The 14,878-nt window shown below is 67.5% G+C and carries 12 protein-coding genes; 5 read left to right on the top strand and 7 right to left on the bottom strand.

The window, feature by feature from the left end:
• Position 1: 1 nt before the first annotated feature.
• Both AB2M62_RS15045 and AB2M62_RS15040 read right to left on the bottom strand, forming a co-directional pair.
• Positions 2-613 (bottom strand): DUF4893 domain-containing protein, encoded by a 612-nt coding sequence (locus tag AB2M62_RS15045; RefSeq protein ID WP_404335031.1) that lies wholly within the window; start codon positions 611-613, stop codon positions 2-4.
• A gap of 152 nt (positions 614-765) precedes the next feature.
• A complete protein-coding gene (locus tag AB2M62_RS15040; protein ID WP_404335029.1) occupies positions 766-1,383 on the bottom strand; it encodes an outer membrane protein in 618 nt (205 codons plus the stop codon).
• Between the two features lie 297 nt (positions 1,384-1,680).
• On the opposite strand from AB2M62_RS15040, the gene AB2M62_RS15035 reads away from it, so the two are divergent.
• Positions 1,681-2,610 (top strand): hypothetical protein, encoded by a 930-nt coding sequence (locus tag AB2M62_RS15035; RefSeq protein ID WP_404335027.1) that lies wholly within the window; start codon positions 1,681-1,683, stop codon positions 2,608-2,610.
• Between the two features lie 42 nt (positions 2,611-2,652).
• Here AB2M62_RS15035 and AB2M62_RS15030 read toward each other — a convergent pair whose 3' ends face one another.
• The 4 genes from AB2M62_RS15030 to AB2M62_RS15015 all read right to left on the bottom strand — a co-directional run bounded on the left by AB2M62_RS15030 (position 2,653) and on the right by AB2M62_RS15015 (position 5,417).
• Positions 2,653-3,231, bottom strand: coding sequence for a hypothetical protein (locus tag AB2M62_RS15030; protein ID WP_404335025.1), 579 nt, complete (start codon positions 3,229-3,231; stop codon positions 2,653-2,655).
• A 343-nt stretch (positions 3,232-3,574) separates the two neighbouring features.
• A complete protein-coding gene (locus tag AB2M62_RS15025) occupies positions 3,575-4,627 on the bottom strand; it encodes a ribonucleotide-diphosphate reductase subunit beta (RefSeq protein WP_404335024.1) in 1,053 nt (350 codons plus the stop codon).
• A gap of 242 nt (positions 4,628-4,869) precedes the next feature.
• Positions 4,870-5,088, bottom strand: coding sequence for a hypothetical protein (locus AB2M62_RS15020; RefSeq protein WP_404335022.1), 219 nt, complete (start codon positions 5,086-5,088; stop codon positions 4,870-4,872).
• Complete coding sequence (locus AB2M62_RS15015; protein ID WP_404335021.1) at positions 5,085-5,417, bottom strand: hypothetical protein; 333 nt, start codon at positions 5,415-5,417, stop codon at positions 5,085-5,087. Before AB2M62_RS15015 ends, AB2M62_RS15020 begins: the two co-directional genes overlap by 4 nt.
• 98 nt (positions 5,418-5,515) lie before the next feature.
• Between AB2M62_RS15015 and AB2M62_RS15010 the strand changes: the two genes are divergently transcribed.
• The 4 genes from AB2M62_RS15010 to AB2M62_RS14995 all read left to right on the top strand — a co-directional run bounded on the left by AB2M62_RS15010 (position 5,516) and on the right by AB2M62_RS14995 (position 14,065).
• Positions 5,516-5,776: a DUF2171 domain-containing protein gene (locus AB2M62_RS15010; protein ID WP_404335019.1), complete on the top strand. Its 261-nt coding sequence runs from the start codon at positions 5,516-5,518 to the stop codon at positions 5,774-5,776.
• Between the two features lie 502 nt (positions 5,777-6,278).
• Positions 6,279-10,904 (top strand): Calx-beta domain-containing protein, encoded by a 4,626-nt coding sequence (locus AB2M62_RS15005; protein ID WP_404335018.1) that lies wholly within the window; start codon positions 6,279-6,281, stop codon positions 10,902-10,904.
• A 78-nt stretch (positions 10,905-10,982) separates the two neighbouring features.
• Positions 10,983-12,716, top strand: coding sequence for a type I secretion system permease/ATPase (locus AB2M62_RS15000; protein ID WP_404335016.1), 1,734 nt, complete (start codon positions 10,983-10,985; stop codon positions 12,714-12,716).
• Positions 12,717-12,721: 5 nt separating this feature from the next.
• Complete coding sequence (locus tag AB2M62_RS14995; RefSeq protein ID WP_404335014.1) at positions 12,722-14,065, top strand: HlyD family type I secretion periplasmic adaptor subunit; 1,344 nt, start codon at positions 12,722-12,724, stop codon at positions 14,063-14,065.
• Here the strand turns inward: AB2M62_RS14995 and AB2M62_RS14990 are convergent.
• The gene (locus AB2M62_RS14990; RefSeq protein ID WP_404335012.1) at positions 14,062-14,856 is read right to left on the bottom strand and encodes an ankyrin repeat domain-containing protein; all 795 of its coding nucleotides are present in this window, start codon (positions 14,854-14,856) and stop codon (positions 14,062-14,064) included. The two genes, AB2M62_RS14995 and AB2M62_RS14990, sit on opposite strands and share 4 nt — an antisense overlap.
• Positions 14,857-14,878 lie beyond the last annotated feature (22 nt).

Genomic DNA, 14,878 nt, shown 5'->3' with positions numbered 1-14,878 from the left:
ATCAGCGCGCCATGCGGCCGCCGGGCTGCTGCTCCGGCGGCACCGGCGTGAGCTCATAGAGCAGCGGCTGGGCGGTGCCGGCGATGGCGAGGCGCCAGCGGAAATTGCCAACTCGCTCGATCATCCCGACCAGGTCGCGGCTCGAATCGGCACCATAGCCAAGGCCGTTCTCCCCGGCGCGGCGCTGCCGTGCGCCAAGGAAAATATAGCGCTTGCCGTCGAGATGGAGATAGCCCGCGGCAGGATTGGCGCCGGTCTGCTTGGCGAAGGCGAGGCCATCGGGGGTTTCGGAGATGTAGCAGAAATCGGTCGCCGGGCGGCGCGCGGCGGTGACGGCGCGGCAGCGATAGGATCCGGGCGACAGCGCAGGATAGGCAAGCGCGGCGTCGGGCTGGGTGAGCGGGCGCGTGCGCGCCGGGAGCCTGGGCGCGAGATCGGCGAGCGCGGCGGGCAGGCTCTGGAGCCGCAAGGTATCGCTGGGGGTGATCGTGGTCTGCCAGACCGGCAGAACGACGGGCTCGACCGGGCCGAGCACCGCAACACGCGGGCCACCTTCGGCACCACAGGCGCCAAGCAGCAGGACGAGCAGGAGCGAGCCGATACGCCGGATCATGGATGCCACCTTTGGAACAGACCGCCCGGCCCCGCCGAACTGGTTACCAACTGGTGAAGCCCGGCCGGTTAACGAAAGGTAAATGCGGCGATGAGCCGAGCCTAAGCAGAGACGAGACGCAGCGGATTCGTGTCTCCGCTGCGTCTCGGGGGTCAGAAGTGCATGATAACGCCGGCCATCGGCTGGAAGCTGTTGAAGTCCTTGCCGAAGCTGTTGACCTCGAGCCGCAGGCGCACGCCGGAACGGCCGGTGATCCCGCCGAGACCGATGTCCTTGGGCCCGACCTCGACGCCGAGACCGGCAGTGATGTCGTGGAAATCGCGGCTGTCATTGCCGAGCGCGTCGAAATTGACCCACTGATAGCCCGCCTTGCCATAGATCAGGCCGCTCTCGCCGATGCGGAAGCCCGCGCGGCCGGCGACGCCATATTCCCAATCGATGTCGCCCTTGAAGCCCTTGGTGGCATTGCCTTCGACGCCGACGAACACCGGGCCGAGCGGCACGTTGACGCCGACCACGCCCTGGACGATGCCGCCGTCGAAATCGCGGCCGCCCGGCGCCTTGGGGATGCCGGCAGCGGGATGCGAGTTGTCGAACTGCTCATAGCCGCCCATCACGCCGAAATAGGGCTCTATGCCGAAGGCGCGCGAGCCGTCGGGCGCGGTTTCTGTGACGCTGGTCTCGGTGGTGGTGGGGGTGTCGGTGTCCTGGGCGAAGGCAACGGCAGGAAACGCCGCGGCGAGCGCCGCGACGGCAAGGAGAGTACGCATGTGGGGGAAAAACCTCGTGAACTGAATAAGCGACCGACCGATGCCGCATGACCCGGATACGCTGGGCGCGGGCGGCATCGGTCGAGACAGAAGCGATGAGAGTGACTTTTGTTGCATCGCGGCGAACCAGTGCGGCGAGAATGATGCGAAACTGTTGCCCGCGCGCAACGGTTTCTGAACGCCAGATAAATGCGCGAGCCGCAGATCGGGGATACGCAGGAGCCCGGATCGGGAGCTCCCCGGATTGTTCGGGCGGCGCGAAACAGCGACATCGGCGGCATGACACCAGACACGTGCATGAAGCGCCGGCTGCTGTTCGCCGCGGCGCAGGCCTATCAGCCCAAGGCCCCGATCGCCGGCCGCGACGTCGGCTGGCTCGAGCCGCCGCAGGTGGTGCACCGCGCACTGCCGGCGACCGGGGCGGGGATCGACCTGGCGCTGGTCGGGCGGGTGCGCGAAGGCGTGCTGGTCGCCTATCGCGGATCGTTGCCGCCCTTCTATGCCGGCTATGCCGATGGCTGGACCGTGCTGCTCGACTGGCTCAACGACGGACTGGCGCTGTGCATCGAAGATGCGGAGTTCGGCGGCGGCGTGCATTGGGGCTTCGCCCAATCGGCGCGGCGGCTGTGGGCGGATCATGCCGCCGGGCCTGGCGTGCGCAGCCTTGTCGACCGCCTGTTGGCGCGCAGCCGGCAGGATCGTCGTTCGGGCGCCCGGCTGTTCATTGCCGGGCACAGCAAGGGCGGGGCGATCGCCAATCTGAGCGCGATGCTGGCGACGAAGACGCCCGGCTGGGCGACGCTGCCGATCAGCGTGGGGACGATCGGCGCGGCGCGCGCCGGCGACGCGCGCTTCGCCAGGGCCTATGCAGCAACGCGGATCGCCTGTCTGCGCTGGGAACTGACCGGCGACTGGGTGCCGCAACTGCCGCCGGGGCGCGACACGCCCGGCCCGATCCGCGCCTTCGCCCGCAGCCTGGTGCCGAGCATTGCCGGCACCGACTGGCAGCCGGTGGGACTGCGGATCGCGCCGGAGACGCGCGTTCGGCATGGGCGCTGGGCTGGATCGCGCCGCGTGCTGCCGGGCAAGGGCGCCCGGCTGGCCGAAATGCTGATGCCCGACCTGCTCAAGGCGCACGCGATCTGCCCGATGTCGGGATATGACAGGCTGATCTGCGCCGGCGAGGATTGCGACCACGGACGCGCGGATTCGCGGCTGGCGGCGTAGCGCGCGGGCTCGGAAGGTCACAAAGGTCATAGTTGTGGCGTGTCACCATTCGCATTCCAGATCGAACGGTGCGGGCGCCGGCTCTACCTGATTGCTCAGTGGCGGCGGCGCGAAATCGACGCTGGTCAACAATTCGGCGGCAATGTCGATGTCGCCGAGCCCGGCGAGCTCCGCCTCGAAACGCGGCGCCGCGGCGGCGGCCATCGCGTGGAGACCGTTCCAGCGCGTGGCCTCGTCGTGATTGCGGGGGAGCAGGGAGCTCAGCAGATACGTGAGCATCCGGTCCGATGGCGCGCGACGCTGGCCGATCAGCTTGCCGTCGCGCCAGCTTTCCCGGATCTGCCCGCGAATCGCGCGCTCATAGGCGAGCGTCATCAGTTTGCCGGCGCCGAGCCGCAATGCCTCGTCCCAGGCGCGGGCGAAGGCGGCCCCCTGGGGATGGTTGCGCAGCCGATAGGCCGAGCGCGTGGTGAGCCCGACATGCAGCACCGCCTCGGAGATGCAGCCGGTTTCGGCCAGGGCCCTCAGGAAATCACGCTGGCGCTCGGCGGTCCACCCGTCATGGCGCCTGCGCAGACGGACGGGCTCGCACGCGTCTGCGGTGATCGCTTCGTGTTGCATTGGTTCGACTCCTGCTGGTTGCATAGAGTCGGGCTATATAACCACATTGGTTAGTGTAGGAAACCGGTTCTTGCCGACGGCCTCGGGATGCGCAGAGGGGCTGCCGGCGCGCCAGCCCAGCCGGAGGCGCTCGGTTGACAGAGTTGACACGATCCGCGGCGCCTGGGGGCGAGGCGCCCACCAAGCGTCGTAGCCGCGCCGAGCAAGCGGCTACGACGCGACAGGCGTGCGCCGTGGACGCGCCCGCGGCGCACCACAGAGGCGGCCTCGCCATACCGGCGCGCGCCTGCCACGCGCCCGAGGCGCGCCGCCTGCGCCCCGGCACCAGGCCGGGGCCCTTGGCTTATTCCGCCGCAACCCCGGCCTTGGAGAACATGTCTCCCTCGCCGGCATCCTCGTTCGCCGCCGGCACGACCTTGGCCTTTTGGCGCTTGTCGAACGAATCCCACACTTCGTTCCAGTTCCCCCGCGTCGCGGCCTTCGAATATTCGGTGGCGCGCTGTTCGAAGAAATTGGCGTGCTCGACGCCGTTGAGCAGCGGGGTGAGCCAGGGCAGGGGATGCTCGTCGATCATGTAGATCGGCTTGAGGTTGAGCTGCGCCAGTCGCCAGTCGGCGATGTAGCGGATGTACTTCTTGATCTCCTTGGGCGTCATGCCGGGCACCGGGCCCTGCTCGAACGCCAGATCGATGAACGCATCCTCGAGCCGGACGGTGGTCTGGCACATGTCCATGATGTCGTCCTTGACTGCCTTGGTCAGGCAATCGCGCTCCTTGGTGAAGGCGTGGAACAGGCGGATGATGCCCTCGCAATGCAGGCTCTCGTCGCGCACCGACCAGGAGACGATCTGGCCCATGCCCTTCATCTTGTTGAAGCGCGGGAAGTTCATCAGCATCGCGAAGCTGGCGAAGAGCTGCAGCCCCTCGGTGAAGCCGCCGAACATCGCCAGCGTCTTGGCGATGTCCTCGTCGCTGTCGACGCCGAACTTCTGCAGATAGTCGTGCTTGTCCTTCATCTCGGTATATTCGAGGAACATGCCATATTCGCTCTCGGGCATGCCGATCGTATCGAGCAGATGCGAATAGGCGGCGATGTGCACCGTCTCCATGTTGGAGAAGGCGGCGAGCATCATCTTGATCTCGGTGGGCTTGAACACCCGGCCATATTTCTCGTGGTAGCAATCCTGCACCTCGACATCGGCCTGGGTGAAGAAGCGGAAGATCTGGGTGAGCAGGTTGCGCTCGTGATCCGACAGCTTCTGCGCCCAGTCGCGGCAATCCTCGCCGAGCGGCACTTCCTCGGGCAGCCAGTGGATCTGCTGCTGGCGCTTCCAGAAGTCGAACGCCCAGGGATATTCGAACGGCTTGTAGGTTTTGCGGGCTTCGAGAAGGGGCATGGGATTACTCCGAGGCGAACTGGATGAGAAAAAGAGGTAGATTGCGAGCGTGAGCAGCAGACAGAACCCCGCACAAACCATCATCACGCGACCGACGCGGTTCAGAAAGGCGAGTTCGTGCTGCCGCTCGGCCAAACCCTTATGCGGGTTTATGGGCGGGACGGTCTGATATGCCTTCTGCCGGCCCCACATGAAAGCGGCCGACCAGGCCAAGGCGGCGACAGCGAATCCGACATGCCCGCTCACGCCACACCCGCCATCGTCGCGACGAGCGCGAAGCCGGTGAGGAACAGGCCGAGCGCGAACAGCATCATGCCCATGATACGCAGGATATAGGGGCTCGCCTCGGCGGTTTCGAGGCGAAGCGCGCGGGCGATCGGGGCAGGGCGGACCAGCGTCGCCAGTCCCGCCGCTCCTGCCGTGCCGCCCAGCGCGGCCATCAAAGCGAGGCTGCGCGTCACTGGTCGATGATCGTGGTGTTGCCGCGGCGGACGACGCGGTCGCGATAGACGACCTTGGTCACCTTGCCGCCGCTGCGCGCGCCGACGCCGAACACGCAGATGCCGAGGAAATAGCCGAAATCATACCAGCCGCCATTATTGGGCACGGCATAGACCGCGAAATCGGGGACGATCAGCGAGAGGAACCAGGCGACCGGGAAGATGAAGCCGTGCCACAGCCCGAACAGGAAGCCGGGCGCGCCGGGCGCGACGGCGCTCGGCACCTGCTTCGCGCAGGCGGCGAGAAGCACGAGTACGAGCAGTGCGGCGGGGGTGCGGAAGCGGCTCATGCAATCCCTCTTTTGGGTGGGTGACACATCGCAAAACTGCTTGCATCGTTTCGCCGCCGGGCGCGTTTGACCGGCGAACCCAACCACGGAGAATGGCCATGGCCGACGCAAGTGCAATCAAGGAACATATGGAAGTCATCGGCGCGGACGGCGTCCATGTCGGCACCGTCGACCATGTCGAGGGCGACCGGATCAAGCTGACCAAGAAGGATTCGAGCGCCCAGATCGAAGGCGCCGAGGGCAGCCATGAAGGGCATCACCACTACATCTCGATCGGCCTCGTCGCCGATGTCGAGGGCGACAAGGTGCGCCTGAGCGCGAACGCCGATGTCGCGGTGACCTTCGAAGAAGAAGCCTGACGCGCGCGCGCCCTCTCCCCGATGGGAGGGGGCGCCCGTCCCCGCGCGATGCGTGCGGCGGACGAAAGGCTGATGCAGTGTTGCGGTCACGCCTTTCCTCCCGTGAAAATCGACCCCCGGGACCGCCGGTCCCCTGCGTTAACATCGCTCCCCAAGCCGCTGCGGGCGGGAGTGAACGACCACCTAACCACGCTACCCCAGATCGCCCCCCGCCGCCACAATCGAGTGCGCGCCTCGCGACAAAAATATCGTGGATAACACCATATATGGGTGCGCCGGCGATCGGGGCCCCCAAATCTCGCGGTCGGCCGACTCGCGGACCTGCGCCGGTCGGAACGCTCGCGTAGCAGGATAATCCACCGAAAAGCTGCTTCGCGACAATGGACTATCGCGCAATGACGCTGTCATATTGGCTGCTTAGCCCGGGCAAGTCCCGGGGCTTGTGACTCGCGTATTCCGATCCCTTCCGGTGCTGCCTCGCCGGTTCTTGCAAGGATGTCCGATGCCAGCGAACGTCTTCATCAACGAAATCCATTACGACAATGCCGGCACCGATGCAGGCGAGTTCATCGAGATCGCGGCACCGGCGGGCACCGACCTCACCGGCTGGACGCTGGTGCTCTACAATGGCAGCCCGACGTCGCGCGCGCCTTATACGACGACCAATTTGAGCGGCGTGATCGCCAACCAGGCGAACGGCTTCGGCACGCTATCGATCGGCTATCCGGCGAACGGCATCCAGAATGGCGGCGCCGGCGCCAATGGCGAGCCCGACGGCGTCGCGCTGGTCGATGCGCAGGGCAATGTGGTGCAGTTCCTCAGCTGGGAAGGCAGCTTCGTCGCGGCGAGCGGCCCGGCGGCGGGGATGACCAGCACCAATGTCGGCGTGTTCGAAAGCGGCACGCTGAGCGGCACTTCGATCGGGCTGACCGGCAGCGGCACTCAGGCGAGCGACTTCGCCTGGGCGCTGATCAACGACGACACGCCGGGCGCGGTCAATGCCGGGCAGAGCTTCGGCGGCGTGGTGCCGCCGGCGCCGGGCACGCTCAACATCGCCGACGCAACGATTGTCGAGGGCAATAGCGGCACCAGCGAGATCGTGTTCACCGTGACGCGCGCCGATGGCAGCGCCGGCGCGGTTTCGGCGAGCTGGACGCTGGCGTTCGGCACCGCCGACGCCGCCGATCTCGGCGCGGGTGCGGCGACGAGCGGGACGGTGAACTTCGCCGATGGCGCGACCACCGCCGAAGTGCGCATCGCGGTGCAGGGCGACACCGTTTTCGAATCGAATGAGAGCTTCACCGTGACGCTGGCCAACCCGCAGGGCGGCGCGTCGCTCGGCGATGCCAGCGCGATCGGCACGATCAGCAACGACGACGCCGCGCCGCCCGCGCCCGCCGCCAACGTGTTCATCAACGAGATCCATTACGACAATGTCGGCACCGATGTCGGCGAGGCGATCGAGATCGCCGGCACCGCCGGGACCGATCTCAGCGGCTACAAGCTGGTGCTCTACAACGGCAGCAACACCCCCGAGGCGGCGCCGAGCTACACCACCACCAACCTTTCGGGCACGATCGACGACGAAGGCAATGGCTTCGGCGCAGTCTCGTTCGCCTATCCGGTCAATGGACTGCAGAACGGCGCGCTGGACGGCGTCGCGCTGATCGCGCCCGACGGCACGGTGATCCAGCTGCTCTCCTATGAAGGCGTGTTCACCGCCGCACCGGGCACTCCGGCGGCGGGCGTGACCAGCACCGATATTGGCGTGGCCGAGGAGCCGGCGGTGGGCATCGGGCTGTCGCTGCAATTGAAGGGCACGGGATCGAGCGCGGGCGACTTCACCTGGGCCGCGGCCTCGGACGACAGCTTCGGCAGCCTCAACGACGGCCAGACCTTCCTCTCGGCGACCGGCACCGGCCATCTGCGGATCGACGACGCCAAGGTCGTCGAAGGCGATAGCGGCGTCGCGAACCTGGTGTTCGTCGTCCACCGTGCAGGCGGCACCGCCAATGCGGCGAGCGTCGACTATGCAGTGAACCTCGACGGCACCGCGAGCGCCGACGATCTCGCGCCCGGCGCAGTGCTTACGGGCACGCTCAGCTTCGCCGCGGGCGAGACCAGCAAGACGATTACCGTGCCGGTCCATGGCGACACGATCGGCGAAGCCAATGAGACGCTGTCGGTGACGCTTGGCGCGACCACCGGCGACGTGGTGGTCGACGACAATCGTGGCGTGGGGACGATCACCAACGACGATCCGATCGCGCTGACGATCAGTGAAATCCAGGGCGAGGGGCATCGTTCGGCCTATGAAGGCCAGACCGTGCTGACCACCGGCATCGTCACCGCGGTCGACAGCAACGGCTTCTACCTCCAGTCGGCGACCGGCGACGGCAATGCCGCGACCTCGGACGCGGTGTTCGTGTTCACCAGCAGCGCGCCGACCGTCCATGTCGGCGACGGGCTTTCGGTACAGGGCACGGTCTCCGAATTCGCCGGCGACGCGGCGGGGCTGACCGTGACCGAGATCACCGCCCCGGTGGTCCATGTCGACAGCATCGGCAACGCGCTGCCCCAGGCCGTGCTGATCGGCGCGGGCGGCGTGTTGCCGCCGACCGACACGATCGATGACGACGGGCTGACGAGCTACGACCCGGCGCATGACGGCATCGACTTCTGGGAATCGCTGGAAGGGATGCGCGTCACGATCGACACGCCCCAGGCGGTGTCCAACACCAATGCGTTCGGCGAGACCGACGTGGTCGCCTCGCACGGCACGGGCGCGACCGGCGTCAACGATCGCGGCGGGATCACCATCTCGGACGGCGACTACAACCCCGAGAAGATCCAGATCGACGACGACAGCGCGATCTTCAATGGCTTCACGCCCGGCTACACGATCGGCGACCAGCTGAGCAGCGTCACCGGCATCGTCAACTATTCGTTCGACGCCTATGAAGTGTTGGTCACCGACGCCGTGACCGTCACCAAGGACGCGACCACCGTCCGCGAGACGACGGCGCTGGCGGGCGACGCCAACCATCTTTCGATCGCGACCTATAATCTCGAAAATCTCGACACGTCCGACAACAAGTTCGACGTGCTGGCAGGCGACATCGTCTACAACCTCAAGGCGCCCGACATCCTAGCGGTGCAGGAAATCCAGGACGCTGACGGCACCGGCAACGGCCCCGATCTTTCGGGCACGGTGACCGCGCAGGGGCTGATCGACGCGATCTACGCCGCCTCGGGGCTGCATTATGCCTATATCGAGATCGCGCCGACCACGGCCGGATCGACCGGCGGCGAGAATGGCGGCAACATCCGCAACGGCTATCTCTACAACACCGACCGCGTCGATTATGTCGAGGGCAGCGCCGCGCTGGTTCCCGGATCGGCCTATGCCGGCACGCGCAGCCCGCTGGTCGCGCAGTTCGAATTCGCCGGGCAGACGATCACCACGATCAACGTCCACCTCACTTCGCGGCTCGGTAGCGATCCGCTCTGGGGCAACGACCAGCCGGCGGACAATGCCGGCGACGCGGCGCGCACCGCACAGGCGGCGGGGGTGAAGGCCTATATCCAGGAGCATCTCGCCGACGATCCGGCGATGAACATCGCCGTGCTCGGCGACTGGAACGGCTTCTATTTCGAGGACGCGCAGACCCAGCTGACCGATCCGGCCAAGGGCGGAGTGATGACCAACCTCGCGACTCTGCTGCCCGAGGAGGAGCGCTATAGCTATCTTTTCGAAGGCAATGCGCAGCTGATCGACAACATCCTCGTCACCGGCGGGCTGGTGAGCGGCGCACAGTATGACGCGGTGCATCTCAATTCGCAGGTTACCGGGGTGCGGCCGACCGATCACGACCCGCAGGTCGCGCTGCTGCTGCTCGGCGCGGCGCCGACCGATCTGGCGCTGAGCAACGCCAGCGTCGCCGAGAATTTGCCCGCGGGCAGCGTGGTTGGCACGCTTTCGGCGCACGACACCGCCGGCGATACGCTGACCTATACGCTGGTCGACAATGCCGGCGGACTGTTCGCGGTCGACGCGGCGACGGGGGTCGTCACCACCACCGCGGCGCTCAACCACGAAGCAGTGGCGAGCTATGCGATCACCGCCAAGGTGACCGACAGCGGCGGGCTGAGCACCGAGCATGGCTTCACCATCGCAGTGACCGACGTCAACGAGGCGCCGGTGGCCAAGGCCGACGCGGTTGCGGTCAACGAGGATGCGACCAGCGCAAATCTGTGGGCGAGCTTGCTGGGCAACGATCAGGACCCCGACGCCGGGCAAACGCTGTCGATCAGCGCCGTGAACACTTCGGGCACGCTGGGTCATGTCGTGTTCGACGCGGCGCATCAGAGCCTGACCTATGTCGCCGATGCCGATGCCTTCGACGCGCTGGCGACCGGCGCCACTGCCGTCGATCACTTCACTTATACGGTGACGGATGCCAACGGCCTGACCAGCACCGCGACGGTCAACGTCACGGTCACCGGCATCGCCGATGGCGTGACGCGCAACGGCACGATCTTTGCCGATACGCTGAACGGCACCGCGGGCGAGGACAAGCTTTCGGGCGGCTGGGGTAACGACACGCTCAACGGCCTGGGCGGCCATGATGTGCTGAATGGCGGGCTGGGCAACGACAAGCTCGATGGCGGCGACGGCAACGATGTGTTGTTCGGTGACCTGGGCAGCGACACGCTGCGCGGCGGCAACGGCACCGATATCCTGTTCGGTGGCCTGGGCGACGACAGCCTGTGGGGCGGCGCAGGCGCGGACACCTTCCATTTCGGCCGGCTCGACGGCAGCGACACCGTCTATGAGTTCAACACCGGCGAGGACCGGATCGTCCTCGACGACGGCATCTCGGTGCGCAGCACCAAGGTGCAGGACGTCAACAAGGACGGCGTCAAGGATCTGGTGCTGACGATGAGCCTGGGCAGCACGGTGACGCTGCTTGGGGTGAGCGACGCCAAGCTGGTCAAATATGCGGCCCCCGATTACTATTCGGACCACCAGCCGGGGGTCGGCGGGGTGCTCGACGACGTCGGTGATTATCTCGACGGCCTGTTCAATCACCTGCTGCGTCCGCTCGAACTGTCGCACGGGCTCTGATGATTTGAACCAGCTTTCGAGACGTTCCAAACCCTATAGGCCGCGCGATCCCCAGGGTCGCGCGGCCTGGCTTTGCGTATGAGCGCGACGGCCCCTTCCGAAGCGATGCGCGCGGCGCTGGCATTGTGCCGGCGGCACTTCGTCGCGGCGGCAGGGTTCAGCGCGCTGGTCAATCTGCTCTACATCGTGCCAACGCTCTACATGCTGCAGGTCTATGACCGGGTGATCCCGACCCAGGGGCTGCAGACCCTCTTCTTCCTCACGCTGGTGCTGCTGTTCGCGCTGGCGACCTTGTCGCTGCTCGATCGGGTGCGGGCGCGGCTGCTGGTACGCGCCGGGGTCCAGCTCGATGCGACGCTGGCGCCACTGATCCTCGACGCGACGCTGGGCCGGCCGGACCTGCCGGTGGCGCGTCAGGCGCTGCGCGAATTCGACATGATGCGCGCGACGCTGACCGGCGCCGGCGTGCTCGCGCTGTTCGACGCGCCGTGGGTGCCGATTTACATCCTGGTCTGTTTCCTGGTGCATCCCTGGATCGGCGCAGTGGCGATCCTCGGCTGCGTGATGCTGCCGCTGATCGCCTGGGCCAACGAGCGCGCGACCAGGGCTCGGCTCGACCGCGCGCAGGCGATCGCGAGCGTCTCTTATGCCAGCCAGGATGCGCTGCTTGCATCGAGCGACAGCATCCGCGCGCTCGGAATGCGCCGCGCGGTGGTGGCGCGACAATTGCGCCAGCGCGAGGCGATGCTGACCGCGCAGACCGAGGCGAGCTTCGCAGGCGGCAGCTATCTGACTGCCACCAAGTTCGTCCGGCTGGCGCTGCAGTCGCTGGCGCTCGGGCTGGGTGCGCTGCTCGCGGTCGACAATCTCATTTCGGGCGGGGCGATCTTTGCCTCATCTTTCCTGATCGCGCGGGCGCTGGCGCCGATCGAGCAACTGATTGGGACGTGGCGGACGATCGTCCAGGCGCGGCAGAGTTATATCAGCCTGAGCGGCCTGCTCGACGGGGCGCACGCCGCGGGGATGCCGACCCAGCTGCCGGCGCCGCGCGGCGAGGTAACGCTGGAGAGCGTTACCGTGCTTAACGACACGCGCGACGGCGCAATCCTCAATGCCGTGTCGCTGCGGATCGCAGCAGGCGAAGTCGTGGCGATCGTGGGGCCGAGCGGCGCCGGCAAGTCGACCCTGGTGCGCGCGATCGCCGGGGCGCTGCTGCCCGATCGCGGCAGCGTGCGCTTCGACGGTGCAGACGCGCGCGACTGGGACCCCGAGGTGCTGGCACGGCACCTGGGCTATCTGCCGCAGGATTCGGCGCTGTTCGCAGGCAGCGTTGCCGAGAATATCGCGCGGTTCGCGGGCGAGCTCGGCGCGGACCGCGCGGCAGTAGATGCGGGCGTGGTCTCGGCGGCGGGCAAGGTGGGCGCCGACGCGCTGATCCGGCGGCTGCCCAATGGCTATGACCACCAACTCAAGCTCGGCGGTCGCGGCGTATCGGCGGGACAGGCGCAGCGGATCGCGCTGGCGCGCGCCGTCTATGGCGATCCGGCGATCCTGATCCTCGACGAGCCCAACGCGCATCTCGACGCCGAGGGCGACCAAGCGCTGGTTGCAGCGCTCGCCGCGCTTAAGGCCGAGGGGCGGACGGTGCTCGTGGTGTCGCACAAGCTCGGCATCCTGCCGGTGGTCGACAAGATCCTGGTGCTTCGCGATGGGCGAGTCGAGATGCTGGGGCCGCGCGACGAAATCCTGCCCAAGATCGCGCCCAAGGCGATCCGCCAGGTCGTGCCGCCGGTCGCGGGTGCGGCGGGATGACGCAAATGCTCCTTCCCGCCGATGGGGTGCCGGCGCGCGCCGCTGTTGCCGATCCCAGCCGTGAGATCCGGCTGGGGCTGATCGTCGCGGCGCTGTTCTTCGTGCTGTTTCTTGGCTGGGCGGCGTTCGCGCGGCTCGATGCGGCGGCCTATGCGCCGGGAACGCTGGTCGTGTCGGGGCAACGTCAGTCGGTGCAGCATCGCGACGGCGGGGTAGTCGGCGCGATCCATGTCCATGACGGCCAGCGGGTGGAGCGCGGCCAGTTGCTGATCGAGCTCGCCGCGGCCGAAGTGCGCGCGCAGGAACGTGCGCTCGCCTCGCAGACGATCCGGCTGCTTGCCCAGCGCGCACGCCTTGAGGCTGAGCAACTGGGGCAGACGCGAATCACGCCGCCGCCGGCGTTCGCTTCGCTGTCGGCCGAGGACCGGCGCGAGGCCGAAACCGCGATGCGGCTCCAGCAGACCGAGCTTTCCGCGCGCGCATCCGTACTGGCCGCCCAGCGCGGGGCACTGGGGCAGCGCGTCGCGCAATCGGGCGAGCAGGGGCGCGGTTACGGCGAGCAGGAGGTGTCGGCCGGGGAGCAGTTGCGGCTGATCAACGAGCAGATCGCGGCGCTCAAACCGCTTGCCGACAAGGGCTTCGTTTCGCTGACCCGGATGCGCGAGCTCGAGCGCGCGCGCGCCGAACTGCAGGGCACGCGCGGGCAATATAGCGCGAGCGTGGCGCAGACGCGGGGGGCCGCGCGCGAGAACCAGCTCCAGGCGCTGGAGGCCGAGCGGACGTTCCGCGAGCGCACCGCCTCGGACCTGCGCGATGTCGAAATACGGCTGGGCGAGCTGTTGCCCAAATGGACTGCGGCGAAGGACCAGCTCGAACGCACTGCGATCCGTTCGCCGGCGACCGGTGCGGTGGTGGGCCTGAGCGTGTTCACGCCCGGCGGCGTCATCGCGCCTGGGCAGAAGCTGATGGACGTCGTCCCCGAGCGCACCCCGCTGATCGTCCAGGCGCGGATCGCCCCCGACGATGCCGATGATCTGACGATCGGCCAGCGGACGTTGGTCAAATTTTCCGGGCTCCACGAACGGACGCTGCCGAGCCTCGAGGGCCGGATCACCCGGCTCTCGGCTGACAGCTTCACCGACGAGCGGTCCGGGCAGAGCTATTTTACGGGCGAAGTGCTGGTGCCCTATGACCAGATCAAACTGATCCAGCAGGTGCGCGGCAGTGGCTTTGCGCTGCGGGCAGGCATGCCCGTACAGGTGCTGATTCCGCTGCGGCGGCGGACCGCGCTCGATTATGCGCTGGAGCCCTTACTCGGCAGCTTCTGGTCGTCGTTCCGCGAACATTAACGCGGCGGCCAATTGCCCGCCGCGACGAGCGCCAGGACGCGCTCGGGCGAAGGAGGACTGGTCGGCCAGCCAAGCCCGCGGAGGCGTTTGGCAAGGCGGCGCTGGGCCTCGGCCTCTTCCGGCGACTTGGTGAGCATCTTCGAAGTGACCGCGGTGCCGAGATTGCCGCCGGTGGCGTCGACCGCCCAGGGATTGGCGCCGCGTTCGAGCAACAACTCGGCGATGCGGAAATGCTCCATGTCGAGCGCGGTGTTGAGCGCATGGTTGCCGCTCGGTTCGGCCGCGTCGGGATCGGCGCGGTGATCGAGCAGGAGGCGCACCGCGCCGAGCGAATTGAGCGTGATCGCGGTGCGCAGCGGACCCATTGGATTGGCGCGCGGATTGGGGCTGGCGCCGGCTTCAAGCAGCCGGGCGGCAGGAGCAGGCGTCGTGGCGCGGAGCGCGAGGCGCAGCGGCAGGCCCTGCTTGTCGCGCCCGTCCGGATCGGCGCCGGCGGCAAGCACCAGGTCGAGCGCCTGGGGCTCGCAGGTGGCGAGCGCCAGCGTCAGCATCTCGTGATGCGCGCCGATCGGCAGCGAGGCGAGACGGGGATCGCGGGCGAGCAGCGCTTTGGCGGCGGCCAGATCGAGATCGTAAAGCGCCTCGGCGAGCTCGCGACCCGATGCGCCGAGACCGGGATCGGCGAGCGTCTCGCGGCGCGCGGGAAGCTGCGTATCGGGCGCGAAGCAATCCGCGCGCGCATCGTGGCACGCGCTTGCCATCAGCGCGAGGAGCGGGAGCAGGAGGCGCACATGCAGCCTATTCGACGGGAGG

This window comes from Sphingomonas sp. MMS12-HWE2-04 (assembly GCF_044881185.1).
Classification (GTDB): domain Bacteria; phylum Pseudomonadota; class Alphaproteobacteria; order Sphingomonadales; family Sphingomonadaceae; genus Sphingomonas.
The sequence above is the reverse complement of the archived record's forward strand: the minus strand, read 5'-3'. Positions and strand labels throughout refer to the sequence as shown.

What these genes read in the sequence shown, in the direction of transcription:
- AB2M62_RS15040 (WP_404335029.1), bottom strand. Translation starts at nt 1,383, where the DNA reads ATGCGTACTCTCCTTGCCGTCGCGGCGCTCGCCGCGGCGTTTCCTGCC.
- AB2M62_RS15035 (WP_404335027.1), top strand. Translation starts at nt 1,681, where the DNA reads ATGAAGCGCCGGCTGCTGTTCGCCGCGGCGCAGGCCTATCAGCCCAAG.
- AB2M62_RS15045 (WP_404335031.1), bottom strand. Translation starts at nt 613, where the DNA reads ATGATCCGGCGTATCGGCTCGCTCCTGCTCGTCCTGCTGCTTGGCGCC.
- AB2M62_RS15010 (WP_404335019.1), top strand. Translation starts at nt 5,516, where the DNA reads ATGGCCGACGCAAGTGCAATCAAGGAACATATGGAAGTCATCGGCGCG.
- AB2M62_RS15000 (WP_404335016.1), top strand. Translation starts at nt 10,983, where the DNA reads ATGAGCGCGACGGCCCCTTCCGAAGCGATGCGCGCGGCGCTGGCATTG.
- AB2M62_RS15030 (WP_404335025.1), bottom strand. Translation starts at nt 3,231, where the DNA reads ATGCAACACGAAGCGATCACCGCAGACGCGTGCGAGCCCGTCCGTCTG.
- AB2M62_RS15015 (WP_404335021.1), bottom strand. Translation starts at nt 5,417, where the DNA reads ATGAGCCGCTTCCGCACCCCCGCCGCACTGCTCGTACTCGTGCTTCTC.
- AB2M62_RS14995 (WP_404335014.1), top strand. Translation starts at nt 12,722, where the DNA reads ATGCTCCTTCCCGCCGATGGGGTGCCGGCGCGCGCCGCTGTTGCCGAT.
- AB2M62_RS15025 (WP_404335024.1), bottom strand. Translation starts at nt 4,627, where the DNA reads ATGCCCCTTCTCGAAGCCCGCAAAACCTACAAGCCGTTCGAATATCCC.
- AB2M62_RS15005 (WP_404335018.1), top strand. Translation starts at nt 6,279, where the DNA reads ATGCCAGCGAACGTCTTCATCAACGAAATCCATTACGACAATGCCGGC.